The following is a 25,806-nucleotide window of genomic DNA, read 5'->3' on the forward strand; positions in this document are numbered from 1 at the left end:
GTCAATGTACTAGTAAGAGATGGTGGATATGACAGCATTCAATCGCAAGCACACCGGGTGCAGTGTGCGGCTAATCAACCTGAGCAAAGAATATGAAAGCCATGTCGTGCTTGATGATGTGTCCCTGAGTGTCCGTGAGGCTGAGATATTCGGGTTGCTGGGGCCTAATGGCGCCGGCAAAAGTACGCTGATGAAAATAATTGCCGGTTTGACGCGCCCCGACCGGGGCCGGGTCGAAATCTTTGGCGCCGCTGCCGGCAACCGCTCGGCGGTGCTTAAGCGGCTGGTGGGTTTGGTGCCCCAGGACAATAATATGGAACGGGACCTGACTGTGGAGGAAGTCCTACGAATTTATGCGCGCCTGTTTGGTGTAGACAGGATTGCGCAGCGGGTGGAAGCGGCCCTGGCAGAGTTTTCTCTGGGGGAATACCGTACCAAACGGATTGGCCATTTATCCGGCGGCCTGGCCCGGCGGGCCCTGATTGCCCGTGCCCTCCTGCCGGAGCCCCGCTTATTGCTATTGGATGAGCCAACAGTCGGGCTGGACCCTGATGTGCGCCGCGAGTTATGGGATATTGTGCGCCGGCTGGCCGCTGCCGGCAAAACCATAGTCATAACAACTCACTATATGGAGGAGGCGGAGCAGCTGTGCCACCGGGTGGCGATGCTTAAAGCCGGCCGGCTGGCGCTGCTTGATACGCCGCAGGGAATCAAAACCCGGTTCGGCCAGTGTGACGGTACGGCCACGGCGCTGGAAACCGCCTTTATCAAACTGGCGCGGGAGGGGAAGGGCTGATGGGATGGTATGCGGTATTTAACCGGGAAATGATTGTGCTCTGGAAACGCATCGGCCGGATGGGCTATGTCTTTTCCTCGATTTTGTTTCCGTTTATTTATCTGTTTTCGTTCGGCCTCGGGCTGGGGGGACGGCTGAATGTGGACGGCGGCTACGTCCCGTTTCTGGCCAGTGGGATTGTCGGGGTAACCATTATGTCCAATGCCTTTCAGCAGACCTCGTCCTCCGTCAGTGTCGGCCGTTTGCATTTTAAAAATTTCCAGAGTTTCGTGCTCAGCCCGGTCAGCCCGTTTGAGGTTGTTTTGGGTATTATCCTGGCCGGCGCTGTAAGGGGCGTATTGTTTGGCGGGCTGGTATTTGCGATTGCCTGGATAAGTTTCGATGTGAACAGTCTTAGCGGCATTGCTATTCTTGGCAGTATCCTCGGCGCCTGCTGCTTTGCCGGCATGGGCATGCTGGCCGGCATGCTGGTTAAGATGCCTGATGATGTTGCGCTGCTGAATAATTTTTTTATTACGCCGATGATTTTTTTTAGCGGTTCTTTTTTTCCCATGCAGAATCTGCCGGCCTGGCTGACGGTGCTGGCCCAATTATCACCGCTGGGCATTCTCAATACCCTGCTGCGGACTGTATACTGGGATGCCGCCGCCGGGATCGCTATGGCCGCCTTACTGGCGCTGACCAGCTGCTTTTTTATGGGCAATATATGGCTGTACCAGCGGTACAGCGAGTAATGCGGGAATGTTAACCAATTACATATTAAGGAGACAGGTGCCCTTTGGGGCTTAATAGGGAAGTCCGGTGCAATACCGGCGCGGTCCCGCCACTGTAATGGGGAGCGAAGCCAGGATAGACCACTGAAACGCGGGCGTTTTGGGAAGGTCTGGGGGAGCGATGAGCCAAAGCCAGAAGCACTGCCTGTCTGACGTCACCGGTTTACTCACGCGCGATGAGGAGGGGATTAGCATGCATTTTGGCTGTTTTTCCAGTCAGATAAGGCATCTTTTTGTTTGCAAAACCCTCCCTGGACATGTTCAGGGAGGGTTTTGCTTTACCGATTCCAGGCGGTCTGCAAAACCGGCCTATAAGTAGAAGTTGCCGGCAATGACGGAAATAAGAGGAATAACAATGAAACAGCTATTGTGTTTATTAATAAGTGGCCTGCTTTGTCTGCTCCTGACAGGCTGTCCCGCCAGGCCGCTTGCCGGGCAGGAAGCCGGCGCCGGTACGGGCTATACCGTAGCCGACGACACCGGCTACACCATGGTGCTGGCGAAAAAGCCGCACCGTATTGTATCGCTGGCCTATAGTGTGGACGAACTGCTGGTAGCGCTTGTGGACACAGACCGGATTCTTGCTTTCAGCCGCTGGGCTGACGATCCGGGCATTACTTTCATTACCGCCGGCCAGGCCGCCGCCGTCGGCAACAGGGCCGTCCCTTATGCGGAAGCACTGATTGCGCTCAGGCCGGACTTAATTATTACAACAGCCGGCACCCTGCGGCCGGAAGCGGTACAAACCCTGAGAGACACCGGTATTGCCGTGTTTATATCCAAAAGTCCCAAAAACCTGCCGGAGGTAAAAACGAGAATAAAAGCGGTTGCCACAGCGGTGGGCGAGGAAGAAAAAGGGCGGCTGCTGATTGCCGACATGGAGCAACGTTTGCAGCGCCTGGCAGCAATACTGGCGCCGGTGACCGCCAATAAGAGAAAATGCGGCCTGGCTTTTGACTTTACGGGGGTTATCGGCAACAGAAACAATCTCCTGGCCGATATATTCAATTATGCCCACGTGCGTAACGGGGCTGCCCGGAAAGGGGCCGGCAGCATGGAACAGGGCGATAACCGGCTGTCCAAAGAGCAGATTATTGCCGTAAATCCTGACCTGTTTTTGTTGCCTACCTGGAATTTTGACGGCCGGAGTGATGTTGACGGCTACCGGCGGCAGATTATGGCAGACCCGGCCCTGCAGCAGGTGGCTGCAGTCCGCAATAACCAGGTCGTGCTGATTCCCGACCGCTATCGCTATGTTGGTTCGCACCATGTTGTGGAAAGTATCGAAATACTGGCCAGAGCCGCTTATCCAGAACTTTTTTTCAAAGAAGGGCATCATGTTGAAGCTATGCACCCGGAATAAGAGTAAAATTCTGCTGTTGTTTGTTTTTTGCTTACTGGTGACAGGTCTGCCCCTTACGCTGGGGCAGGTTGATATTCCCTTAACCGGCGCGGCCGCGGTGCTGGCTTATCAACTGTATATACCAGGCATCAGTGCCGCTGATTTTACCTTTGAGCAGCAGGCGCTCCTGTGGCATATACGTATGCCGCGGACCCTGGTCGGCCTGCTGGTAGGGTCCGCCCTGGCCGTAGCCGGGGCTGTCCTGCAGGGGGTTTTCAGCAATCCGCTGGCCGATCCCAGCCTGCTTGGCGTTACCAGTGGCGCCGCTACCGGCGCGGTTATTGCCATCGCGGCCGGTATTGGTTTTACCCAACTGGTTTCGTTGCCGTTTTTCGCTTTCACCGGCGCGGCTGCCGCAGTCGGCCTGACGGTTCTGCTGTCTGTGCGGCAGGGAAAGCTGCCGGTTATGCCGCTCCTGCTGGCGGGGATGGCTGTCAGTATTCTGGCCGGAGCGCTGACGGCCGGCATTTTGACAGGCCTGAATGAACAGAAACTGCAGCAGTACCTGTTTTGGATGGTGGGAAGCCTTGATTTCCGGCGCTGGGAGCATGTTGTTATGGCGGCCTGGCCTATCGGCGCCGGGATTGCCGGCTTATTGTTATTAACACGGCAGCTGAATGTTCTGGCCCTGGGGGCAACCGAGGCCAGAGCTGTCGGTATGGCGATTATGCCTTTCCGGCTGCTGATCCTGTTGCTTGCTTCCCTGATTACGGCTGCGGCAGTCTGCGTCAGCGGCAGTATCGGCTTTGTCGGCCTGATCATACCCCATATCGCCCGGCTGCTGGTGGGGCCGGATTACCGTATCCTGCTTCCCTTCAGTGCCCTGGCCGGCGCCGCCTTTTTAGTGCTGTGCGATACGCTGGGGCGGGTGCTGATCTGTCCGGCTGAAATACGCGCCGGCATTATGACCGCCCTGGTGGGCGTACCTTACTTTTTATATCTGTTGAGAACAATGCCGAGACAGTAGTCACAGGCCACCTGAAGGCAGAGGAGTTGGATTATGGTACTTATATTTACGAATGTCGAGCGGCAATGGCTGATGCTGCAGCAGGCCGGGCGGTATCTTACCGAACATAACCTGCTTTGGTCGGAGCTGCGGATTTTTTTCTTCAATGACAGTGTTGCCTGGTCAGAGCAATATGCTGCGATGCTGACAAAAGCCGATGCTGTCGTTTTCCTGTGGCAGGGACCGGTTTATGAATGTGCGTTGTCGGCTAGGGCTCTTGTCTTGTTAGACAGCGAAAACAAGGGTTTATACGCCTTTATGTCGACTGCCGGCAACAATGCCGACCGGGTTCATGGTTTCAGCAGCGAGGAAATCAAGAAAATCCGCGATTATATCCTGTTTAGCGGCAGCAGTAATTATCAAAACCTTTTATTATGGCTGCAGCATAAAACCGGCCGGGATACGTGCGCCTGCAAGCCGCCGCAGGCCCTTGCCTGGCAGGGGCTCTATCATCCTTCGGCCAGGGAACCGGCGGGAGTGCTTTCAACCGCCGGGTATGTAGCCGCATTTTGCCCGCCAAACCAGCCGCTGGTGGGCATCCTGTTTTCCCGCGAATCCTGGATATGGCAGGATACGGCCTATATTGACGCCCTGATCAGCGCGTTGGCGGACCGGGGGCTTGCTGCCCTGCCGGTATTCGGGCTGTGGGAGGATAATCAGGAGCTGGCGGCAGCAGGCATCAGCAAGGCTGTAGAAAAGTTTCTTTATCGGCAGCAGCAGGTTGTCGTCTCAGCTGTGATTAACACCTTTAAGGTCAGTCTGACCAAAAGCAGGCAGAATCAGACCGGATTTTTAGCCAACCTGAATGTGCCTGTTATCCAGGCCTATAATCTATTGCGCTCCCAAACGGCGTGGCAGGCCGGTTTTGTCGGCCTGGGCCCGGTGGAGCTGTCTGTCAATGTGGTGCAGCCGGAGTTTGACGGTGTTATTCACGGCGGGGTCGTTTCCAGTAAAGAAGCCGGCAGTTATGGCGAAGCCCGGTATCTGCCGGTGCCGGAGCGGGTAACGGCGCTGGCCTGTAAGGTGGAAAAGTGGGCTAAACTGCGGCAGAAAGGCAATGCTCGGAAAAAAGTCGCTATTATTTTTCATAACTATCCCCCGACCAATGCCAATATCGGCAATGCCCAGGGGCTTGATTCCCCGGCCAGCGCAGCCCGTTTGCTGCAGGCAATGGCGGCAAACGGATATCGTGTCGATACCCTGCCGGCCAGCGGCGGCGAGCTTATGGAAGACTTAGTGGCCGGCGTTACCAATGACCGGCGGTTTCTTACCGATGAGCAAATACAGCGCGTGGCCGGCAAGGTGAGCCAGGATGATTACAAGACCTGGTTTACCGGTCTGGCGGATACGACCCGCGATGAGTTGATCCGCGAGTGGGGGCTGCCGCCCGGTGATGTGTTTGTTGCCGGCGACAGCCTGCTCGTGCCGGGACAGATCAACGGCAATATTTTGCTTACGGTGCAGCCGCCGCGGGGCTTTGGTGAGGATGCCGGCAAGATTCTGCATTCCCCGACCTGTCCGCCACCCCATCATTATTTTGCTTTTTATGCCTGGATCAGGGATGTGTGGCAGGCTGATGCGGTTATCCATGTGGGAACTCATGGCTCGCTGGAATGGCTGCCGGGGAAAAATGCCGGGCTGGCGTCTACCTGTTATCCTGAACTGGCGTTACAGTCTCTGCCGAATATTTATCCCTACTATGTTACTATTGTCGGCGAAGGAATCCAGGCCAAACGGCGGGGCGCCGCCTGTCTGATCGGCCACCTCTGTCCGCCGGTGAGCCAGGCCGGCATGTATGAAGAGTTAGCCGAATTGGAGGCCTTGCTGGATGAGTATGCCCACTACAAAACAGCCCAATCAGCCGCTACCGCCCTGGTTTGCGAACAGATTGAAGCGAAAATAACGGCCCTGCATCTGGCTGAGGATGTGCCCAGACTGGCAGGGGAGCCGCCTGACGACTATATCCTGCGTATCCATATGTATCTGGAAAGCTTAAAGCACATGCAGATCCGGGTTGGGCTCCACACGCTGGGACAGGCGCCGCAGGCCGAAAATCTTACCGAATATATTCTGGCCCTCACCAGCGTGGCCAACGGTTCCGTGCCGGCCCTCCCCCAGGTGCTGGCCCGGGCCTGGGGTTATGATTATTATCAGCTGATAGAAAAAAGTGGCGAGCTGTTGCCTGACGGCAGCTGCACTTATGCTGAACTGGCTGATGGTATCTGGCATACATGCCGGGTTATTGTTGAGTATCTGCAGGAAAATCAGTTTGCCGAAGCTGCTGTGGCTGAAGTATGTAAGCTGCAGCAGATCAGGAAACTCAGCCTTACCGGCACTGACGCCGGCGATCTCGCCGTGGTTTTGCGTTATATCTGCGAGGAGCTGTCGGTCAAACTGGCAGCCACAGGGCAGGAAATCACCAACACCCTGCGGGCTTTAAACGGCGAGTATGTCGAACCCGGTCCGGGCGGTTCGCCAACCAATGGCCGGGCCGATATCCTGCCGACCGGCCGTAATTTTTACGGGGCCGATCCCGGTAATCTGCCGACACCTGCTGCCTGGGAAGCCGGCAAAACGCTGGCCGAACAGGTCATAGGCCGCTATATTGCGGAAGAGGGAGAGTATCCGGAAAGCATTGGTATCGTAATGTGGTCTGATGCGAATATGCGGACCAACGGCCAGTGTCTGGCCGAACTGCTTTATCTGATGGGGGTAAGGCCTGTCTGGCAGAAAGGCAGCCGGCGGGTTACAGGGGTAGAGGCTATTGCGCTGCCGGAATTAAAGCGCCCGCGGATTGATGTGCTGGCCCGGGTCAGCGGCCTGTTCCGCGATACACTGTTTCATGCGATCGAGCTGATGGAAAAAGCGACGGCCCTTGTCGCCGCCCTGGATGAACCGGATGAGATGAATTTTGTCAGAAAGCATATGAAACAGGACAGCGCCGCCCTGGCGGCGCAGGGGGTTGACCAGGACCTGGCCTGGCAGCAGGCCGGCTACCGGATTTTTGGCTGTCCGCCCGGTGGTTACGGGGCCGGAGTGGCGGCACTGCTTGAGGCCAGAAACTGGGAAAATGTGCATGACCTGGCCGAGGTATATGTGCGCTGGGGCGCCCATGCCTACGGCTCGGGCCGGCAGGGGGAATTCCTGCCGCAGCTGTTCCGGCAAAGGCTGGGGACGCTTGACATTACCATAAAAAATATTGACAATCATGAGGTTCATTTACTCAGCTCTGACGATTTCAATGCCTATTGCGGCGGTATGAATGCCGCTGTGCGCAGTATACGCGGCAAGGCGCCGCGCTGTTATATCGGCGACAGCACCGATCAAAGCCATACGGAAACCAGAAGCCTGGAGGAGGAATTCAGGCGGGTACTGCGGGGTGAGTCCCTAAATCCAAAATTTATTGAAGGTATGAAAAAGCATGGCTATAAAGGCGCGGCTGATCTGGCAGCCCTGGTCGTCCACTGCTTTGGCTGGGATGCGACCAGCGAGGTTATGCGCGACTGGATGTATGAAAGCCTGGCTGCTAAACTGGCTCTTGACAACAGTATACAGCAATGGATGCAGACCGTTAATCCCTGGGCTTTGCAGCGGCTTACCGAAAAACTGCTGGAAGCTGAGCGGCGCGGGATGTGGCAGGCCGAGCCGGCAACGAAACAGGAACTGGAGCGGTTGTACCTTGCAATCGAGGGGGAACTGGAGGAACGGGCCGATCCGTAACTGCCGGTTTATGTTGAGCATAACTGCAATCATTTTGTCCCTGTAAACAGGCGAATCATTGATTACTATACATACTCGAAAATGCGAAAGGGGTTAGACAATGAACAGAAAAAACAACAGGACGACACCGGCTTTATGGGGAAAAATTGCCATAGGCCTATTAGCGGGCAATATGCTGCTAACCGGCGGGCCAGCCCTGGCGGCAGCAAAAGAGGACCCGGCCAGCTTTTCTTTGGAATCGGTAGTGGTCACGGCGCAGCGGCGGGAGGTTCAGGACCTGAATACCCCGGCGGCCGTAACGGTTATTACTGCCGAAATGCTCAAAGAAAGCGGTGCGGTCAATGTGTTTGACGCGCTGGAGCATACGATCGGCATTAACAGCATCGCCTTTGGGCCGGCAGGCACAGAATATGGCATGACGGCGGGCCGGACAATTGTCCGCGGCCTGGATAAGGGCACGCTGGTGCTGGTCAACGGCGCCCCGCTTAATTTGCTCAACTACAACAGCACTACCGGCATCCCCGTAGCTGCAGTCGAAAGAATTGAGGTTCTTAGGGGGGCGGGCTCTACGCTGTACGGTTCGGAAGCGCTAGCCGGGGTTGTTAATATTATTACTAAAAAACCGGGGGCCGGCCAGCAGACCACTCTGGGCGTCAGTGGCGGCAACTATAATAACAACTGGTCAGTAAGCACCGAATTAGGCGACAGCGCCCTTTATGTAAGCCGCGACTACATCGGCAGTATTGACAGGATGGCCAGAGCCAATCTCACAAAGGCCTCTGATAACTCGGTTGTATTGCCCTTTGGCCTGGATAAAAGCACCAAGGACAGCTTTTACTATACGGCGCAGTTGAGTGATGAGCTCAATTTCAACTGGACCTACACCGATTTGCAGACAAACCGCCCCCGGTTTAATGGGGCCGGCACCCGTTCGCTTTTGTACAAATATGATGATATCCGCAATAATGTCAATCTAATCTATGATAATAAAGGCGACCAGGTTAAATCGGTGCTGTCCTTTAACAAACGGCGCAGCTATGCCGATCAGTATAACTATTCCACCCGCTCCTGGAAGCTGAGCGAGCGGTACAATATGTACAGCATAAACTGGGACAGCCAGAAAACCTGGGACCTGCGGGACAACCTTGATACCCTGATTGCCGGAGTAACCCTGGCGAGAGAGCATTTTCACGATCCCTCCACTGATGCCGCTGCGGTCCGCAAAAATGCCATGCGCAATAGTCTGGCCGTATACGGTTCCTATACCTATGCGGCTACTCCCCGGTTTAGCACAATCCTGGGTCTGCGGGAGCATTTTATTGATGACTATGCCAAAACGGAGAATACCCTCCTGCCGCAGCTTCAGACCCTGTATAAGATCAATGCTAATACCACCTGGTACACCAATATTGGCAAGTCGTTCCAGATGCCGGCAATCAACCAGTATTTCTCCAAGCAGAATGCCGATTTCAACCGGCTGAAGCCTCAGAAGGGCTGGAGTTATGAAACCGGGCTGAAGAAGATGATTGATCCAAGCCAGTCCTTTAAGCTGGCCATGTATCATCTCGATATAAAGGATCAGTTTGTCTGGAAGAAAAATCCTGACCTAACCGATTACATGACCAATGCCGGTGATTTCCGCAATACCGGGGTGGAAGCGGAATATGTGAAAACTATTAATGACAACTGGAAATATAATGTCGGTCTGAGCTACTCCAATCCCGAGAACAATGAAAGCGGGCTTTGGGTGCAGTGCAACAGCAGAATCCAGACAACTGCCGGCGTAACTTATAACAAGGATAAATGGCTGACCAATCTGAATTTCCTCTATCTGGGGGACCGGGAAGTGAGTTCCTATAAAATCAACGGGGCCCTTGGCGATGTTGCCGACCGCATCCAGTTGAATGGAACAGTCCGGTATCAGCCGGAGCCGAATCAAACCGTTACCCTGAATCTGTATAATATGCTGGACCGGGACAATTCGCTGAACAAATATGAAACCCTGGACCTGCCTTTTAACTGGGTGCTCAGCTATAATTACACTTTTTAAAATTGACAATACTTGTCTTAGAATGCTATATTTGTATTGATATTTACAAATTGCGCCACAATTAAATATGTTGAGTCAGGTGCCAATAGGGCTTAATAGGGAAGACGGTGCAATGCCGGCGCGGTCCCGCCACTGTAATGGGAGCGAATCCAAGATATACCACTGAAGCAATTGGTTTTGGGAAGGTTTGGAGGAGCGATGAACAAAGCCAGGAGAACTGCCTGTCTGTCAATCACCGTTTTTACTCACGAGCGATGAGGAGGGGATTTTAGGACACGCCGTTTCCGGTCGCTGTTTACGTCCGGCGATATTGGCAGTTCTATATTGGCTGACAAACCTCTCCGCTCCAGGCGAAGAGGTTTTTTTACTGCTGGCGAATCAGGTGCAACCAGAATACCCGGTTCGCCAAACTTGTATACAGGTTAGGCGGTGGCCGGACTTGTGTAGTAAAGCCAGCAAAGCCGGCCGCTCCTTATTGGCTTACCTATAGAAGATAAAGGAGCTGGATGATGAAGAAATGGAGTAACCGAACCAAGTGGAGCCTGTTAGTGGCTGTTTGTATACTCACTGCTGTGGGCAGCCTCTGTTTTGGCCAGACTTTCTATTCGCCCGCCACGGTCTACTCGGCTATTGCCGCCGGCGGCACCGATTTTAGAAGCGGTGATTACACAAAGCTGGCTGAGGCCTATGCTGTGATTTGGCATATCAGGCTGCCCCGGATTATTGCCGGCTTGCTGGTTGGCGCTGCGCTGGCCGTGTCCGGGGCCGTAATGCAGGGTATTTTTTCCAATCCCCTGGCGGAGCCGGGCATTCTTGGCCTGTCCAGCGGCGCGTCTTTGGGGGCTGTTATTGCCATTGCTCTGGGGATTACCGGGGCAAGTTTATATGTCATGCCCTTTTTTGCCGTGATCGGCGCTGTCCTGGCTTTAGGCATCATTCTGCTGCTGGCCGTCCGGCAGGGCCGGATTCCGGTCATGGTTCTGCTGTTGGCCGGGGTTGCGGTCAATTCTTTTACCGGCGCCCTGACGAACGCTGTGCTGATGATTTTAAATGAGCAGCGGCTGCGGGAATATCTGTTTTGGATTGTCGGCGGGCTGGACTACCGGCGGTGGGAGCATATTACCCTTGCCGCCGGCCCCATCGTGGCGGCTGTTATTATTTTATTTCTTATGGCCCGGCATTTGAATATTCTGGCCCTGGGGGAAACCGAGGCCCGCAGTGTTGGCCTCCATGTCATCCGCTACCGCTTGATTTTTCTCGGGTTAGCGGCTACAGCCACAGCGGCGGCGGTTTGTATCAGCGGCAGTATAGGCTTTGTCGGACTGGTGATTCCCCACATGATGCGGTTTATTGTCGGACCCGACCACCGGCTGCTGCTGCCGGCGTGCCTGTTGGCCGGCGGCACTTTTCTGGTGATCTGTGATACGCTGGGGCGTAGCCTGTTCGGCGTCATCGAGATTCGCGTCGGTATTATAACCGCGCTGGTGGGAGCCCCGTATTTTCTATATTTACTGCGCCGGGCGCAGAGAAAGGAGTAAGGGGCTATGAAGCGTGTGATTATTAATGTGCAGGCCTTATGTGCGGGCTACGAGAAAAAAACCGTGCTGCAGGACATATCCTTCTCTGTTGGCCAGGGGGAGCTTATTGGTATTATTGGTGCCAATGGGGCCGGTAAAAGTACCCTGCTGCGGACCATGCGGGGGCTGCTGCCCCGCCAAGGGGGCCGGATAGAATTGTTTGGCCGGGAGGTGGGGACTATTTCCGAAAAAACACTGGCCAGGCAGGTTGCCTTTTTGCAGCAGGCAGTCGAGATTGGTTTCGGCTATACCAGCAAAGAGGTTGTTGCCGCCGGCCGCTACCCATATCTTTCCTGGTGGCAGAGCGAAAGCCCTGAGGATGAGAAAATCATTTGCGAAAGTATGGAGTATACCGATGTGCTTAACCTGGCCGATATCCCGCTGGCCAATATTTCCGGCGGGCAGAAGCAGCGGGTGCTGCTGGCTAAGGTTTTGGCTCAGCAGACCCCGATCCTGTTTCTGGACGAGCCGATGACCGGCCTGGATGTTGTATATCAGGAAGAGATATTCCGGTTTTGTCAGCGCCTTTGCCATCAGGGAAAAACCATATTGCTGGTCGTGCATGACCTGAGTGCGGCCGCCCGTTTTTGCTCGCGGCTGTTGTTGCTTGGCCGGGGCGGCTTGCTGGCTGACGGTCCGCCCACCGCTGTACTGACAAGGGAGCATTTGTCGCAGGCGTACGGACTGCCGGTACAGGTCGTCCATAACCCGGTTACCGGCAGTGTGGAGGTATTTGCCGGCCTGCGCCGGGACAAGAACGAACAGCTGCCGCGGGTGCACGTGATTGCCGGCGGCGGCGGCGGCTGTCCGGTAATCCGGCGGCTGGCGACAGCCGGTTTTCAGGTTAGTGTGGGTGTGGTCGCTGAGGGCGACAGCGATGCAGAGGCAGCCAGGATCTTTGCCGGAGAGTATGTGATCACCAAGCCTTTCGCCGACAGTGACGCGGCCGCTGCTGCTGAAAATGACAGGCTTGTGGCCCGGGCTGATGTGACGGTATTATGCAGCTTGCATGTCGGCCACAGCAATCTTGGCAATCTGGAGGCGGCTATGAAGGCGGAAAAATTAATCGTTCTCGAAGACAGCCCCATTGACGGACGCGATTATACCGGCGGCAGAGCGGCCGCGTTGTACCGGCAATTGCTGGCCAAAAAGGGTGTGAAGGTTATGTCTACTTCTGCCTTCTATCATGAAATGTACAACCTGTATGAAGCCGAAAAAACTGTTTAATCAGCAGCGCTACCTCTTGCCTGTTTACGTAAGCGGAGCGGAGGAGGCTCCTTGAAAAGGCTATATTGAGTAATATAAAGCAACGTTTACTGATTATGGGATCGGCATTACAATAGTCAGTTGATTTACATGAGGTAAAGCTGCTGCTGGAGTGAACATGTTGACAATACGAAAAATACTGGCGAATAAAAAACGGTGGTTATTGGCGGCCATTGCGCTGGCAGCCCTAATTCCTGCCGGCATTGGTCATTTTTTTTACCCGCAGCTACAGGATGCCCCGCAGTCTGCCAGGGGTGGTACGGTCAGGCCGCTGGTGACGGCGGTGACTGTTGAACCCCGTGATATGCTGACAAGGGTAGTGTTGAGCGGGCAGACGGCTGCGGCGGCGCAGGTGGATATAGGAGCAAAGTATTCGGGCCGCATTGCTCAGGTCCAGGTGGAACTGGGGCAGGCTGTTGCTGCCGGTCAGGTGTTAGCGGTTCAGGATATGCAGGATATCCTGTTAGCCATTGCCCAGACGGAAGCTGTGATCAGGCAGGCCCGGGCTGAAGGCGCCGAGGCCCGGGCCGTTTATGACGCCGGCTATCAGCAGGCTGATGCGGATTATCAGCGCAATCTGGCCCATTATCAGCGGTATGAGGAGTTGTACCGCACAGGGGCCGTTTCCCGTGAGGCGCTTGAGGGCGCCAGGCAGCAAATGATTAATGCCCGGACTGCCTTTGCCGCCTTACGGGAGCAGGTTATGGACGGCGGGCAGCCGGCGGTGCTGGCCGCAAAACAGGCCGCGCTGGCCAGGGCCGAATACAGTCTTAAACTGCTGGAACAGCAACGCGCTGATATGGTGTTGCGGGCTCCCCGGGCCGGTATTGTCGGGTACAGGCAGGTAGAGACCGGGGAATTTGTCGAAGCAGGCCAGAAACTGCTGACCATCGTTGACAACAGCACGATTTACGTTGATTGTCAGGTATCGGAGCAGTATGCAGCCCATATCCGGGCCGGCATGAAGCTGGAGTTCAGCATTGACTCGCTGGGGCGGGACTATCCCGGCACTGTTATTTATATCAGCCCGGCCAGTGACAGCACAACCCGGGTATTTACTGTCAGGTCCCTGCTGGCGCAAGCGGACGGGGCAATAAAAAGCGGCATGTTTGCCCAGGCCCGGTCAGAGATTATGCTCAGACCGCATACCCTGTTTGTGCCGAAAACCGCCGTGCTGCAGAAAAACGGCAAGCATTACCTGTTTGTTATCAAGGAGAATAACCAGGTCGAACAGCGCCTGGTGACGCCTGGCCGGCGCAATGATGATTTTGTCGAAATCCTGGCTGGAATCCGGGCCGGCGAGCGGGTCGCGGCCAGCAATATAGCCCGTCTCAAACCGGACAGCTTCGTTGAGGTGGATGCATGAATATCACCCGCTTCTCGATTCAGCGGCCTGTGGGCATCACCATGATTGTCCTGTTGTTTGTCGTTCTTGGCCTGTATAGTTTCCTGCGCATCGGCGTTGAGTTATTGCCGGCCCTGAATAATCCCTATGTTACGGTTACTGTTGACTATGCGGGCGCCAGTGTGGAAGAGATGGAGGAGAGCGTTGTCAAGCCGCTGGAACAAGGTCTTTCCTCCCTCTCCCAGCTGCGGCGGATGGTTGCCATCGCCAGGCCGGAAAAGGCTACTGTTATTCTCGAATTTGATTTAATGGCTAATGTGGATGTGGTTTCCATTGATGCTTCCAAGGCAGTCAACCGGGTGCGAAAAAACCTGCCTGATGAGATCAATGAACCGGTGGTTATCCGGCGTGATGCCAATGCCATGCCGGTTATGGAAATCGCCGTTAAAGCCAAATATGACCTGGCGGATATCTATGGCAAGGCCGATCAGGTGTTTAAAGAGCGGCTGCAGCGGGCTGACGGGGTCTCAGACGTAACTCTCGGCGGTGGCCGGGAGAAAGAGCTGGCTGTGCTGGTAGAACGGGATAAACTGGTATTGTACAAGCTGACACTGGCCCAGATCGTCAATCGTCTCAAAGAAGAGAATTTGCTTATGCCTGCGGGTCTGGTGTATACAGACAATACGGAAAGCGATGTAAGACTGGCGGCTCGTTATGCAGCGCCGGACGAGATCAAGCGGTTGTATGTTGCCAATAGCGCCGGCGCCGCTATTCCGTTAACTGAAATCGCCGAGGTGAGCGCACAGGACAGCCGGCCGACCCAGTACAGCCGGGTCAACGGCGATGAAGCTGTTGCCCTGCAGGTCTATAAAAACAGTGATGCCAATATCGTCCGGACCGTGCAGGCGGTGCAGGAGCAACTGGCCTCATTGCGCGATGAATACCCGGACTACCAGTTTATCGTTGTGGCCAATGACGCCACTTATATCGATAATTCCCTGAAAAATACGCTGACTACCCTCGGTGAGGGGATTATAACCACCGGCCTGGTTCTGTTTTTGTTTTTGCGCGGCTGGCGGTCAACGGTTGCCGTAATGGTTGCCATACCTACCTCGCTTATTGCGACATTTCTGGTTATGTACCTGGCCGGCTTCACCTTCAACATGATGTCTTTGATGGGGATGGCGCTCTGTATCGGGATATTAGTTGATGATTCGATTGTGGTGCTGGAAAACATCCATCGCCATCTGCTGATGGGGGAAACGCCCGCCCTGGCGGCTGAAAACGGGCGAAATGAAATCGGCCTGGCTGCGATTGCCATTACCCTGTGTGATGTGGTCGTATTTTTGCCGATTGCGTTTATGACCGATATTACCGGCCAGTACTTCCGGCAGTTTGCGCTCACGATTGTGTTTGCCACGCTGTTTTCTCTGTTTATATCCTTTACTTTAACCCCAATGCTGGCGGCCCGTCTGTATTCAGACCGGAAAACCCGGGGCCATGGCGCCCTGTGGCTATATATAGACCGGCTGGAACAAGCCGCGATTGCCGGCTATGAGCGGCTGCTGCGGTGGAGCCTGGCTCATGGCCGGCGAATTGTCGCCGCCATACTTATCCTGCTGGCGGCGACTGTTGCCTTAATACCTGCCGGCATTATCGGGGCCGAATATATGCCCCGGACTGACGAAAGCAGTTTCCGGGTCAATGTGGAGCTGCCGGTGGGGCAAAATCTGGAGATGACCGATGCGGTTGTGGCTGAGCTGGAAGACTATATCCTAACCATCCCGGAGGTCACCTATTGCCTGAGTTATGTGGGGGAAAGCAACAGCAATACCGCCCGGCTGACAGGTCAGCTGGTGAATAAGCGGGAGCGCAGCCGCAGTGTCTGGCAGATTACCGATCAAATCAGGGACTTCGCCCGCCGGAATCTGGGGCAGGCCTCAGTGCGTATTTCCGAGACGGAATCTTCTGTGGCCGGCGTTTCCATGGGCGGCTCGCTGGAGCATTCACCGGTACTCATCTATTTGCTGGGCTCGAATATGGAGGACCTGATTGCGGCTTCTAACAAGGCCCAGGCCCTGTTGGGCAGGATCAGCGGCCTGAAAGATATCCGCAGTAACTACCGGGTTGGCGTCCCTGAATATAAGCTGACAGTTGACCGGGAAAAGCTGAAATTTTTTCATACCTCGGTCAATGATGTCAGAGAGGCCTTCGCCGGTGCCATCAGCGGCAAAAAAGCCGGGGTACTGGCCAATGACCGTCACAACAACGGCCGGGATACGGATATTGTTGTCCGGTTGAAAGACAGCGACGGCTTTAAGGCCTCCGATCTGGGAGCCATTCCGGTGAAAACAGCAGGCAACACCGTGTTCCTGGGGGATATAGCCCGGATTGAGGAAGGGGTGGGGCCGACGGCCATTACCCGGGTCAACAAACAACGGTCAGTGCTGGTTCAGGCCAGTATCACCGACCGCCCGCTTAAGGAAGTCCTGCAGGAGATTGACCGTCAGTTTAAACACGAGCCGCTGGCCGACGGCGTTACCTACCGCTTTGGCGGCCAGGCGACCAACATGGACAGCAGCTATCGCGAGATTATGCAGGCGCTGTTATTATCCCTACTGCTTGTGTATATGCTGCTGGCTGTGTTGTATGAATCGGCTTTCACGCCGGTTATCCGGATGCTGTCACTGCCGCTGGGGCTGATCGGGGCGCTGCTGTTTCTGCTGCTTACCCATAATACCATTAATGTGTATTCGCTGATTGGATTTCTGGTCATGGACGGCCTGGTGGCGAAAAACGGCACCTTGCTGCTTGATTATACCCTGACGCTGATGAACCGGGGGCTGAGTGCCTATGATGCCCTGCTTGAGGCTGGCAAGGCCCGGTTAAAACCGATTTTCATGACCACCCTGACGATGATCGTCGGTATGCTGCCCACCGCCCTGGCCCTCAATGAAGGGGCCGAAACCCGGGTCAGCATGGCCTGGGTACTGATTGGCGGCCTGCTGTCCTCGACCGTGTTTACCCTGATTGTTATCCCGATTGTATTCCTGTTTTGCCAGCGTCATCCGGTACGGACCTGGCTGGCCGGCGCCAGTGGCTGTGTAAAGAAACTGACCCGCTGCAATTAGTAGGAGTAACTTACTGATACAGAGACGTGGTTTTATTATGGATACAGGAAATAAGCCGGGCAACCGGCTAATTAGGGGAGGAAGACAATGAAAAGTTATGTGCGACTGGGACTACTGCTTGTTGTTATTTTATGTTATAGCTTTGTTCCCTGCCTCGGCAGTGAGCGGGTGGAGCTCTATACCCTGTCAACAGGTGATCGCGTTTACCGGCAGGATACCAGTATTGTAGTTGCCTTTAATAACCCCAGGGATGTGCTGAGTACCTCCCTGCTTAATGGCGGCTACAGTAACAACCTGAAAGCGGTGTTTAATCATGACATGAAAGCCGCGACCAATGTTGACGCCGCGACCTATCTTGATTATCTGGGGAGTGTAGCCGGAACGCTGGGGTTTAATCCCGGTCAGGTCACCGGCATGGGGACGGCTGCTTCTATGACCAATGTCGCCATTCAGACCGAAAGCTACCAGAGCCTGACGGTGACAGCCATTGTCACCGGCGGGGTGGAAGGCAACGGCGGCCGGGCCGGAGATCCTGCTGACTATTTTAATCCCGGGAAAAGGACAACCCTGCATAAGCCAGGGACTATTAACATTATGCTGGTTATTGATGCTGATATTCCCCAAGGCAAAGTGGCCAGGGCGCTGGTGACCTGCACTGAGGCCAAGACAGCTGCTTTACAGGAACTCATGGCCGGCAGCAGGTATTCGACCGGATTGGCTACCGGTTCGGGGACCGATCAGACTATTGTGATCACTAATCCGGGGTCTTCACTATATCTGGAAGATACAGGCAAGCATTCCAAACTGGGAGAACTGATCGGCCGGACAGTAAAGCAGGCTGTTAAAGAAGCCTTGCTGCGGCAGACCGGACTGTCGCCGGCAAGACAGCACAGTGTGCTGCGGCGGCTAAACCGTTACGGCGTGACGGAGGATACGCTGTATCAGCACTATCAGCAGGAATACGGGCTTATTGACAAACCGCGTTTTGCAACAGCCCTGGGCCAAGTGGACAAAGACCCGGACCTGGTAACCGGCACCTCGCTGTATGTGCACCTGCTGGATCAGTTCCAGTGGCAGCTGCTGAGCGGCGAGGAACTGACCCGGGCCGGCAATGATGTATTGCGGCTGACAGCCGGCAAATATGGGGTATTATCGCCCCTGACGGCCGCCGATGAGCTGGAGCCCAGCGTCCGGGCCTGGTCCGGACTGGTGGTCAGGATTGTGGCCGACCGGATAAGCCGGTGAAAATTTTTGTTGACAGGTCCATAGGCAACATGATAGGATCATAATAGTTAGTGAAAAAAACCACGTTTTCTTAATTTCATAATGGAGTTAGGTGCCCTGCGGGGCTTAATAGGGAAGACCGGTGTAAGGCCGGCGCGGTCCCGCCACTGTAATGGGGAGTGAAGCCAAGATATGCCACTGGGAGGTTACGCCCGGGAAGGTTTGGCACGCTGTGATCCAGAGCCAGGAGAACTGCCTAGCTGACGGTTTCCGGTTTTACCCACGGGCGATGGGGAGGGAATTACAGTGCTTTCACTGAAGTTTGCTCCTGGTTATTAACCAGGAGTTTATATTTGGTATCCTGTAGAATCTCTCCCGGCGGCTAAATGGCAGCCGGGAGTTTTCTAATATATACTCCTCCTTCTTGTGATTCATAGATGTTGTGCCCTCTTGGCACGGGGTCGTTACGACCCTTTCTTTTTTTGCCGGCCGGTCCTTCCAGGCAGGTACGGCTAAGGGAAAAACAAAATTGACTAACCGGCAATATTGTGTTAGTATGTTTCCGGGTGATAATACAGCCTGACAACTTAATACTCATCTTTGAGACAGGTGCCCTACGGGGCTTAATAGGGAAGACCGGTGTAATACCGGCGCGGTCCCGCCACTGTAACGGGGAGTGAAGCCAAAATATGCCACTGGGGCGTTTAGCCCTGGGAAGGTTTGGCCGAGCCATGAGCCGGAGCCAGGAGAACTGCTTGTCTGACAGTCACCGTTTTACCCACGAGCGATGGGGAGGGGATTAATGGCGCAGTTTATTTGTTATGCCATTGTTCATAAACTACCCCTCCCGCATGTCGCTGGAGGGGTTTATTATTGTCAAGTGAATAAGATTGAGACAGGTGCCCTGCGGGGCTTAATAGGGAAGACCGGTGAAATTGCCGGCGCGGTCCCGCCACTGTAACGGGGAGTGAAGCCAAGATATGCCACTGGGACGTTAGTTCTGGGAAGGTTTGGCCGAGCCATGAGCCGGAGCCAGGAGAACTGCCTGTCTGACAATCACCGGTTTTACCCACGAGCGATGGGGAGGGGATTAATTAAGAATCATTGCCATACGGCCTTAGCCGGGGGCGTTTTTGATTGCTTTTTTAACCAGCCTCGCTGACATGCTCAGGGAGGTTTTTTGCTATCCCGAGGCAGAGACTGACTTCAGCTACGCGGTTCCCGTTCTGAGAGCTGCGGGGAGAAGGTTCAAGCCCTCAAATATATAAAGCAAGGCTTACTTAATAAGCCGGGCTTATCCAGTGAGTCAGGCTGCCCTAATTCCTATGGCAAAGCAGGGGTAGGGCGACCCATTTGCTGGAGATACAAGCTAGGAGGGGTTGAAATGATCATGCATAGTGTGGCGTCACCGGCCGCGAGTCAGGAGGAAAACCTTATCATCCCTATTTCCGCGTCATTGAGCATCGAGCCGTTTATTGCTTTGACAAAGCGGATAAAAATCCACGACAAGGCTGTGTCGGCAGGCCTTGAATGCTTACAAGAATCTATGGTCCCCACTGATTTTGCAAGATATATTGAAAGCCTGGTAGATATGCGTACCTGCAACGGTACATTGTGGCTGTTGACAGATCAGGCCATGCACAAAACGCTGCTGGAGCGTAATTTTATGCTCCAGTTGCGCAATGCGTTTACCGGATTCCGTATCAGGATTATAAGTCAGGGATAAGCACAAGGGGGACATCTGTAAATGAAAGAAAAAGAAATAAAAACAGAGCCTGCTGCCGCCGGCAGACTGTTCGGTGAATTTCCCGCACCCACATTTGAGCAGTGGCGGACAGAGGCAGAAAAGGCGCTTAAAGGCGCCAAGTTTGAAAGCAGATTAGTTACGCAGACTTATGAAGACATTGCCTTACAACCCATTTATACTCCGGACAATCTGCCGGATTCCGAATTGCCCAGCCCTCCCGGCAGCCAGCCGTTTGTCCGGGGAACCCGGGCCGGCGGCTACCTGACAGCCCCCTGGCTGATTGCCCAGATTTGTGACCAGCCTCTGGGCAGGGAAGTAAATGCGGTATTGAAAAATGAGTTAACCAGAGGGCTGCAGGCGATTTATTTACAGCTGGATAAGGCCACTCTCGCCGGCGAGGACCCCGATTGCACTGCTGCCGGCAAAATCGGCGATCAGGGTTTTTCTCTGGCCAGCCTTGCCGACTTGCTGCAGGCACTGGACGGGGTTGCTCTTAAACAATGGCCGGTCATCATGCAGTGCGGTGTCAGCCAGTTGCCGGTTATTGCCTTAGTGGCCGGTGCGGCCCAGGCCCAGGGGGTTGAACTGAAAGAGCTGACAGGGGCCATTACCGCTGATCCCTTAGGGGTATTGGTACAACAGGGGTATTTGTCCGTTGACCTGGAAGCGCTGTACGACGAAATGGCGGCGGTGACCTTCTGGGCCGACAGCCAGGCTCCACAGCTCAAAACCATACTGGCTGATGCCAGTCCGTACCATGATGCCGGCGGCAATGCCGTACAGGAACTGGCTTTTGTTTTAGCGACAGCCGTAGAGTATGTCAATAAACTGCAGGAGCGCGGACTGAATTTTTCTGTAATCTCCCGGCATTTACGGTTTTCCTTTTCGCTTGGCGCCAATATGTTTATGGAGCTGGCAAAAATCAGGGCGGCCCGTGTATTGTGGAATCAGGTTGCCCAGGCCTTTGGCGGTAAAGAGGCAGATTGCGCGGCTAATATTCACGGCCGGACATCGCGCTTCACCAAGACAATATATGATCCTTATGTTAACATGCTGCGGACAACTACCGAAGCTTTCGCCGGGGTGGCTGGCGGGCTTGACAGTTTATATGTCGGGCCATTTGATGAGGTTATCAGGCCCAGCGACGAATTTTCCCGCCGGATTGCCCGCAATACCCAGCTTATGCTGCAGCAGGAATGCTCCTTATTACAGCCTGTTGATCCGGCCGGCGGGTCCTGGTATGTAGAAGCCTTAACCGGGGAACTGGCGCAAAAAGCCTGGGACCTGTTCCGCAGAACAGAAGCTTTTGGGGGTATGCTGCAGGCCGTGAAGGCTGGATTTCCCCAGGATCAGGCGGCAGCCACCGCGCAAAAGCGGGCGTCCAATCTGTCTAAACGGCGGGATGCTATTGTTGGCACCAATGTATATGCCAACCTGACAGAAAAACCTTTGGAAAAACCGGTGACCAATCCGGAAGCCATCCGGTCGCTCCGGATCAGCGAGCTGCAGGAATTCCGCGCGGCTGCCGATATCGGGCGGCGTATGCGGTGCCTGGAGCACCTGGCTGAACAGAGAAATAATGTAACAGAAAAAACCGTGGCCGATGCTGTAGACGCAGTCAACGCCGGCTGCTCGCTGGGTGAAATGCTGGCTGCCCTGCGGAGCCCCGCTGCAGCGGCACTGACAGTTATGCCTTTGCGCCTGCACCGGGCAGCGCAGCTTTATGAAACAGTACGGCTGACGACTGAGCAGTATGTAAGTCAGGGCTGGGAAAACCTGAAAATCTTTTTGGCTAATATGGGACCCATTCCCCAGCATAAACCCAGGGCCGATTTTAGCCGCGGTTTCTTTGAAGTCGGCGGCTTTACCCTGATTGGCAATGAGGGCTTTGACACCCCGGAAACTGCAGTGGCCGCAGCTGGCAAGGCTCAGGCCGATGCTGTCGTTATTTGCTCGACTGACGCCGTTTACCCTGAGCTTGTGCCGCAACTGGCCAGGCAGTTAAAACTGGCTTTGCCGGAATGCTGGGTTATTCTGGCCGGTTTGCCGCCGGAGGAATTGCAGCCGGTTTATAAAGAGGCTGGCGTTGACGAGTTTATCCATGTCCGGGCTGATTGTCATGCCAGCCTGATACGGCTGCAGAAAAGGAAGGGGATGATTCCATGACCGCAAAACCAGACTTTGCCACAATGGCGTTTACAAACCAATTCCAGCCGTCCGCTTATGATGAATGGCGGCAAAAGATAGAGCAGGAAACAGGCAAAACAGTAGCAGAACTGGTGCATCGCACCATGGAGCAGATTGATATTCAGCCCCTTTATACAGAAAAAGATATGGCCGGGATTGAACATCTGCGTTATTTATCCGGTATTCCGCCGTTTTTGCGCGGACCTTACCCGAACATGTATGTTACTCAGCCCTGGACTGTTCGTCAATATGCCGGCTTCTCCACCGCCGAGGAAAGTAATGCCTTTTATAAACGCAACCTGGCCATGGGGCAAAAAGGACTGTCCATTGCCTTTGACCTGGCCACCCACCGGGGTTATGATTCCGATCATCCCCGTGTTGTCGGCGATGTGGGCAAAGCCGGGGTGGCTGTCGATTCTATTTTGGATATGAAGATCCTGTTTGACGGCATTCCCCTGGATAAAATGTCGGTATCCATGACCATGAACGGTGCGGTCCTGCCGGTTATGGCTTTCTACATCGTGGCGGCCGAGGAGCAGGGCGTCAAGCCGGAGGTTCTCACCGGCACGATTCAGAATGATATTCTCAAAGAGTTTATGGTCCGCAACACGTATATTTACCCACCGGAGCCCTCCATCCGGATTATTGGCGATATCTTTGCCTACACCTCGCAGCATATGCCGAAGTTCAACAGTATCAGCATCTCCGGCTATCACATGCAGGAGGCGGGGGCAACTGCCGATATCGAACTTGGTTATACCCTGGCTGACGGGCTGGAATATGTAAAAACCGGCTTGAAAGCCGGTTTGGATATTGATGCTTTTGCCCCACGCTTTGCCTTCTTCTGGGCGATCGGCAAAAACTATTTCATGGAAGTCGCCAAGATGCGGGCCGGGCGCCTGCTCTGGGCCAAACTGATTAAGCAGTTTAATCCGAAAAACCCTAAATCCATGGCCCTTCGCACTCACTCTCAAACCTCGGGCTGGAGCCTGACGGAACAGGATCCCTTCAATAATGTAGCCAGAACGTGCATTGAAGCCTTGGCCGCTTCCCTGGGACACACCCAGTCGCTGCATACCAATGCCCTGGATGAAGCCATTGCGCTGCCGACAGACTTTTCGGCCCGCATTGCCCGCAACACTCAGTTATATCTTCAGGACGAGACCTATATCTGCAAAGTAATTGATCCCTGGGGCGGCTCCTATTACGTAGAGGCCCTGACCCAGGCCCTGATCCACAAGGCCTGGGCCCATATCCAGGAGGTGGAGGCGCTGGGCGGGATGGCTAAGGCCATTGATACCGGTTTGCCGAAAATGCGGATCGAGGAAGCGGCGGCAAGACGGCAGGCCCAAATTGATTCCGGTAAGGAAACGATTGTCGGTGTTAACCGGTTCCGGCTGGATAAGGAAGATCCGCTGGAAATCCTGGAGGTGGACAATACGGTTGTCCGGGAAGCCCAGCTACGCCGGCTGGAACAGTTGCGGGCCAATCGCAACGAGGCGGCGGTGCAGTCGGCCCTGGCTGCCATTACCAAAGCGATGGCGACAGGTGAAGGCAATGTGCTGGATTTGGCTGTTAAGGCCGCCCGTGCCCGTGCCAGCCTGGGGGAAATATCGGCGGCGGTCGAGCAGGTGGTTGGCAGGCATAAGGCGATTATCCGTTCTATTTCCGGCGTGTACAGCAGTGAGTTTAATGACGAGCAGGAGATTGAGCGTGTCCGGGCCCTGACTGATGAATTTGCCGGACTGGAAGGACGGCGTCCGCGGATTCTGATCGCCAAGATGGGGCAGGACGGTCACGACCGGGGGGCTAAAGTTGTATCTACCGCCTTTGCCGATATGGGCTTTGATGTGGATATCGGTCCCCTGTTCCAGACACCGGCGGAAACAGCCCAGCAGGCGGTGGACAATGATGTGCATGTTGTCGGCATGAGTTCACTGGCGGCCGGCCATAAAACCCTGCTGCCACAGCTGATCGAAGAACTGCAAGCGCGGGGACGGGAGGACATATTAGTGGTAGCTGGCGGTGTCATCCCGGCCCAGGATTATGAATTTCTCCGCACCCATGGTGCTGCCGCCATCTTTGGTCCCGGCACCGTCATTCCGATAGCGGCGCAGCGGATTCTGGATATTCTCCTGACCCGCTCCCGGACAGCACAGTGAGCGATAAGCCCCAGAGCCGGCTGCCCGAGTGGGCGGCCGGCGGCAAGGAGCCCGGGTTCGCCAGCCGGGTTATGGATGGGGTGGCAACCAAACACGACGGTTTGCCGGGGGCGCAGCCGGCGCCGCTCCCCCCGCCGGCCGGTTTGCCGCCGCGGCTGACTGTGGACGATTATTACGAGGGAATCAGACAGGGGAACCGGGGCATACTGGCCAGGGCCATTACCCTGGTGGAAAGCAACCTGCCCCGTCACGGGGAATTGGCCCAGCAGCTGCTGCAGTCCCTGCTGCCTTATGCCGGTAATGCCATCCGGGTCGGCATTACCGGTGTACCAGGGGCCGGCAAGAGTACCTTCATTGAAGGGCTGGGCTGCCGTCTCTGCCAGCAGGGGCATAAAGTCGCAGTATTGGCGGTAGACCCCAGCAGCACGGTAACAAAAGGCAGTATCCTGGGTGATAAAACCAGAATGGAGCAGTTGAACCGCCAACCTAATGCTTTTATCCGGCCCTCCCCTTCCAGCGGCACGCTGGGAGGGGTAGCCCGGAAAAGCCGGGAAACGATGATCCTGTGCGAAGCGGCCGGCTATGATATTATCCTGGTAGAGACGGTTGGTGTGGGGCAAAGTGAGGTAACAGTACGGTCGATGGTCGATTGTTTCCTGCTGCTGGTGCTGACCGGGGCCGGCGATGAGCTGCAGGGGATGAAAAAAGGCGTTATGGAGCTGGCTGACTTTATTGTGGTCAATAAAGCCGATGGCGATAACCGGGTCAGGGCGCTGACTGTCCGGGGCGAGTATGAACAGATTCTGCACTACCTGCGCCCGGCTACCGAGGGCTGGGTAACGCAGGCCCTAACCTGCTCAGCCTTGTACGGGGACGGCATACCTGAACTCTGGGGCAATGTGGAGCAGTTTATCAAACACACCCGGTCCAGCGGGGCCTTTGACATCCGGCGGCAGCAACAGGCCCTGGCCTGGCTGCGCACCATGGTCGAGGAGCACCTGTACCGCCGGTTTTATGAGCATCCTGCGGTGCAGGCGCAGCTGCCCCGCATTGAGCAGGGCGTAGCCGGCGGTGAATTGATGGCAACTAAGGCTGTAACAGAATTGCTGGCTGTCTATGAAGGCGGCCAATAAAAGTACATATGGAAAAGAACATTGCCCAGTCCGCTTTATTTAATTGCTCAACTAACATGAGTGGCCAGCCAACCCCTATGTTTTATGATTATATCCAACAAAGGCTCTCCTCCGGCGGGGAGCCTTTGTTGTACAGTAAACAGGTTTGGCATAGTCCAGCCAGGTAAGTAAGCACCGCCGGTGTGCCCGGAAGAGCATAGAACAGGCCTGCTTTTCCTTATGCAAGGAGTATTGTGAATTAAGATAGAATATTGTCACTTTTTTTGCAATATTATCCAAAAATACCT

The 25,806-nt window shown here is 55.0% G+C and carries 15 protein-coding genes and 5 riboswitches; all 15 genes read left to right on the top strand.

Annotated elements, in window-relative coordinates:
- Positions 1-28: 28 nt before the first annotated feature.
- The 15 genes from ACZ481_RS04030 (at position 29) to meaB (ending at position 25,519) form a co-directional block, all read left to right on the top strand.
- Positions 29-796 carry an ABC transporter ATP-binding protein gene (locus tag ACZ481_RS04030; protein WP_464768889.1) on the top strand — a complete coding sequence of 256 codons (768 nt, stop codon included), beginning with the start codon at positions 29-31 and terminating at the stop codon, positions 794-796.
- Positions 796-1,530 (top strand): ABC transporter permease, encoded by a 735-nt coding sequence (locus ACZ481_RS04035; protein WP_464768890.1) that lies wholly within the window; start codon positions 796-798, stop codon positions 1,528-1,530. Before ACZ481_RS04030 ends, ACZ481_RS04035 begins: the two co-directional genes overlap by 1 nt.
- A gap of 18 nt (positions 1,531-1,548) precedes the next feature.
- Positions 1,549-1,732: riboswitch (cobalamin riboswitch) on the top strand.
- Positions 1,733-1,924: 192 nt separating this feature from the next.
- The gene (locus ACZ481_RS04040; protein WP_464768891.1) at positions 1,925-2,932 is read left to right on the top strand and encodes an ABC transporter substrate-binding protein; all 1,008 of its coding nucleotides are present in this window, start codon (positions 1,925-1,927) and stop codon (positions 2,930-2,932) included.
- Positions 2,907-3,938: a FecCD family ABC transporter permease gene (locus ACZ481_RS04045; protein WP_464768892.1), complete on the top strand. Its 1,032-nt coding sequence runs from the start codon at positions 2,907-2,909 to the stop codon at positions 3,936-3,938. The genes ACZ481_RS04040 and ACZ481_RS04045 overlap by 26 nt, the downstream gene beginning before the upstream one ends.
- Before the next feature lie 33 nt (positions 3,939-3,971).
- A complete protein-coding gene (gene cobN, locus ACZ481_RS04050; RefSeq protein WP_464768893.1) occupies positions 3,972-7,697 on the top strand; it encodes a cobaltochelatase subunit CobN in 3,726 nt (1,241 codons plus the stop codon).
- Between the two features lie 100 nt (positions 7,698-7,797).
- Positions 7,798-9,747 carry a TonB-dependent receptor plug domain-containing protein gene (locus ACZ481_RS04055; RefSeq protein WP_464768894.1) on the top strand — a complete coding sequence of 650 codons (1,950 nt, stop codon included), beginning with the start codon at positions 7,798-7,800 and terminating at the stop codon, positions 9,745-9,747.
- 60 nt (positions 9,748-9,807) lie between these two features.
- Positions 9,808-9,986: riboswitch (cobalamin riboswitch) on the top strand.
- A gap of 267 nt (positions 9,987-10,253) precedes the next feature.
- Positions 10,254-11,285: a FecCD family ABC transporter permease gene (locus ACZ481_RS04060; protein ID WP_464768895.1), complete on the top strand. Its 1,032-nt coding sequence runs from the start codon at positions 10,254-10,256 to the stop codon at positions 11,283-11,285.
- Between the two features lie 6 nt (positions 11,286-11,291).
- Complete coding sequence (locus ACZ481_RS04065) at positions 11,292-12,551, top strand: ABC transporter ATP-binding protein (RefSeq protein WP_464768896.1); 1,260 nt, start codon at positions 11,292-11,294, stop codon at positions 12,549-12,551.
- Between the two features lie 157 nt (positions 12,552-12,708).
- Positions 12,709-13,956 (top strand): efflux RND transporter periplasmic adaptor subunit, encoded by a 1,248-nt coding sequence (locus ACZ481_RS04070; protein WP_464768897.1) that lies wholly within the window; start codon positions 12,709-12,711, stop codon positions 13,954-13,956.
- Entirely contained in the window at positions 13,953-17,066 is a 3,114-nt protein-coding gene (locus tag ACZ481_RS04075) for an efflux RND transporter permease subunit (RefSeq protein WP_464768898.1), read from the top strand. Before ACZ481_RS04070 ends, ACZ481_RS04075 begins: the two co-directional genes overlap by 4 nt.
- Positions 17,067-17,153: 87 nt before the next feature.
- A complete protein-coding gene (locus tag ACZ481_RS04080; RefSeq protein WP_464768899.1) occupies positions 17,154-18,311 on the top strand; it encodes an adenosylcobinamide amidohydrolase in 1,158 nt (385 codons plus the stop codon).
- 72 nt (positions 18,312-18,383) lie between these two features.
- Positions 18,384-18,564: riboswitch (cobalamin riboswitch) on the top strand.
- Between the two features lie 316 nt (positions 18,565-18,880).
- A riboswitch (cobalamin riboswitch) is annotated at positions 18,881-19,063 on the top strand.
- A 107-nt stretch (positions 19,064-19,170) separates the two neighbouring features.
- Positions 19,171-19,353, top strand: a riboswitch (cobalamin riboswitch).
- A 321-nt stretch (positions 19,354-19,674) separates the two neighbouring features.
- A complete protein-coding gene (locus ACZ481_RS04085) occupies positions 19,675-20,016 on the top strand; it encodes a hypothetical protein (protein ID WP_464768900.1) in 342 nt (113 codons plus the stop codon).
- A gap of 21 nt (positions 20,017-20,037) precedes the next feature.
- Entirely contained in the window at positions 20,038-22,203 is a 2,166-nt protein-coding gene (locus ACZ481_RS04090) for a methylmalonyl-CoA mutase family protein (RefSeq protein WP_464768901.1), read from the top strand.
- The gene (scpA, locus tag ACZ481_RS04095) at positions 22,200-24,386 is read left to right on the top strand and encodes a methylmalonyl-CoA mutase (RefSeq protein ID WP_464768902.1); all 2,187 of its coding nucleotides are present in this window, start codon (positions 22,200-22,202) and stop codon (positions 24,384-24,386) included. Before ACZ481_RS04090 ends, scpA begins: the two co-directional genes overlap by 4 nt.
- Positions 24,383-25,519, top strand: coding sequence for a methylmalonyl Co-A mutase-associated GTPase MeaB (gene meaB, locus ACZ481_RS04100; protein WP_464768903.1), 1,137 nt, complete (start codon positions 24,383-24,385; stop codon positions 25,517-25,519). The genes scpA and meaB overlap by 4 nt, the downstream gene beginning before the upstream one ends.
- The last annotated feature ends 287 nt before the right edge of the window (positions 25,520-25,806 follow it).

Source organism: Sporomusa intestinalis, assembly GCF_055383785.1.

Coding starts and splice junctions, on each gene's coding strand:
- cobN (WP_464768893.1), top strand. CDS start 3,972: ATGGTACTTATATTTACGAATGTCGAGCGGCAATGGCTGATGCTGCAG.
- ACZ481_RS04060 (WP_464768895.1), top strand. CDS start 10,254: ATGATGAAGAAATGGAGTAACCGAACCAAGTGGAGCCTGTTAGTGGCT.
- ACZ481_RS04035 (WP_464768890.1), top strand. CDS start 796: ATGGGATGGTATGCGGTATTTAACCGGGAAATGATTGTGCTCTGGAAA.
- ACZ481_RS04055 (WP_464768894.1), top strand. CDS start 7,798: ATGAACAGAAAAAACAACAGGACGACACCGGCTTTATGGGGAAAAATT.
- ACZ481_RS04040 (WP_464768891.1), top strand. CDS start 1,925: ATGAAACAGCTATTGTGTTTATTAATAAGTGGCCTGCTTTGTCTGCTC.
- ACZ481_RS04065 (WP_464768896.1), top strand. CDS start 11,292: ATGAAGCGTGTGATTATTAATGTGCAGGCCTTATGTGCGGGCTACGAG.
- ACZ481_RS04085 (WP_464768900.1), top strand. CDS start 19,675: ATGATCATGCATAGTGTGGCGTCACCGGCCGCGAGTCAGGAGGAAAAC.
- ACZ481_RS04080 (WP_464768899.1), top strand. CDS start 17,154: ATGAAAAGTTATGTGCGACTGGGACTACTGCTTGTTGTTATTTTATGT.
- ACZ481_RS04045 (WP_464768892.1), top strand. CDS start 2,907: ATGTTGAAGCTATGCACCCGGAATAAGAGTAAAATTCTGCTGTTGTTT.
- ACZ481_RS04030 (WP_464768889.1), top strand. CDS start 29: ATGACAGCATTCAATCGCAAGCACACCGGGTGCAGTGTGCGGCTAATC.
- scpA (WP_464768902.1), top strand. CDS start 22,200: ATGACCGCAAAACCAGACTTTGCCACAATGGCGTTTACAAACCAATTC.
- ACZ481_RS04070 (WP_464768897.1), top strand. CDS start 12,709: ATGTTGACAATACGAAAAATACTGGCGAATAAAAAACGGTGGTTATTG.
- ACZ481_RS04075 (WP_464768898.1), top strand. CDS start 13,953: ATGAATATCACCCGCTTCTCGATTCAGCGGCCTGTGGGCATCACCATG.
- ACZ481_RS04090 (WP_464768901.1), top strand. CDS start 20,038: ATGAAAGAAAAAGAAATAAAAACAGAGCCTGCTGCCGCCGGCAGACTG.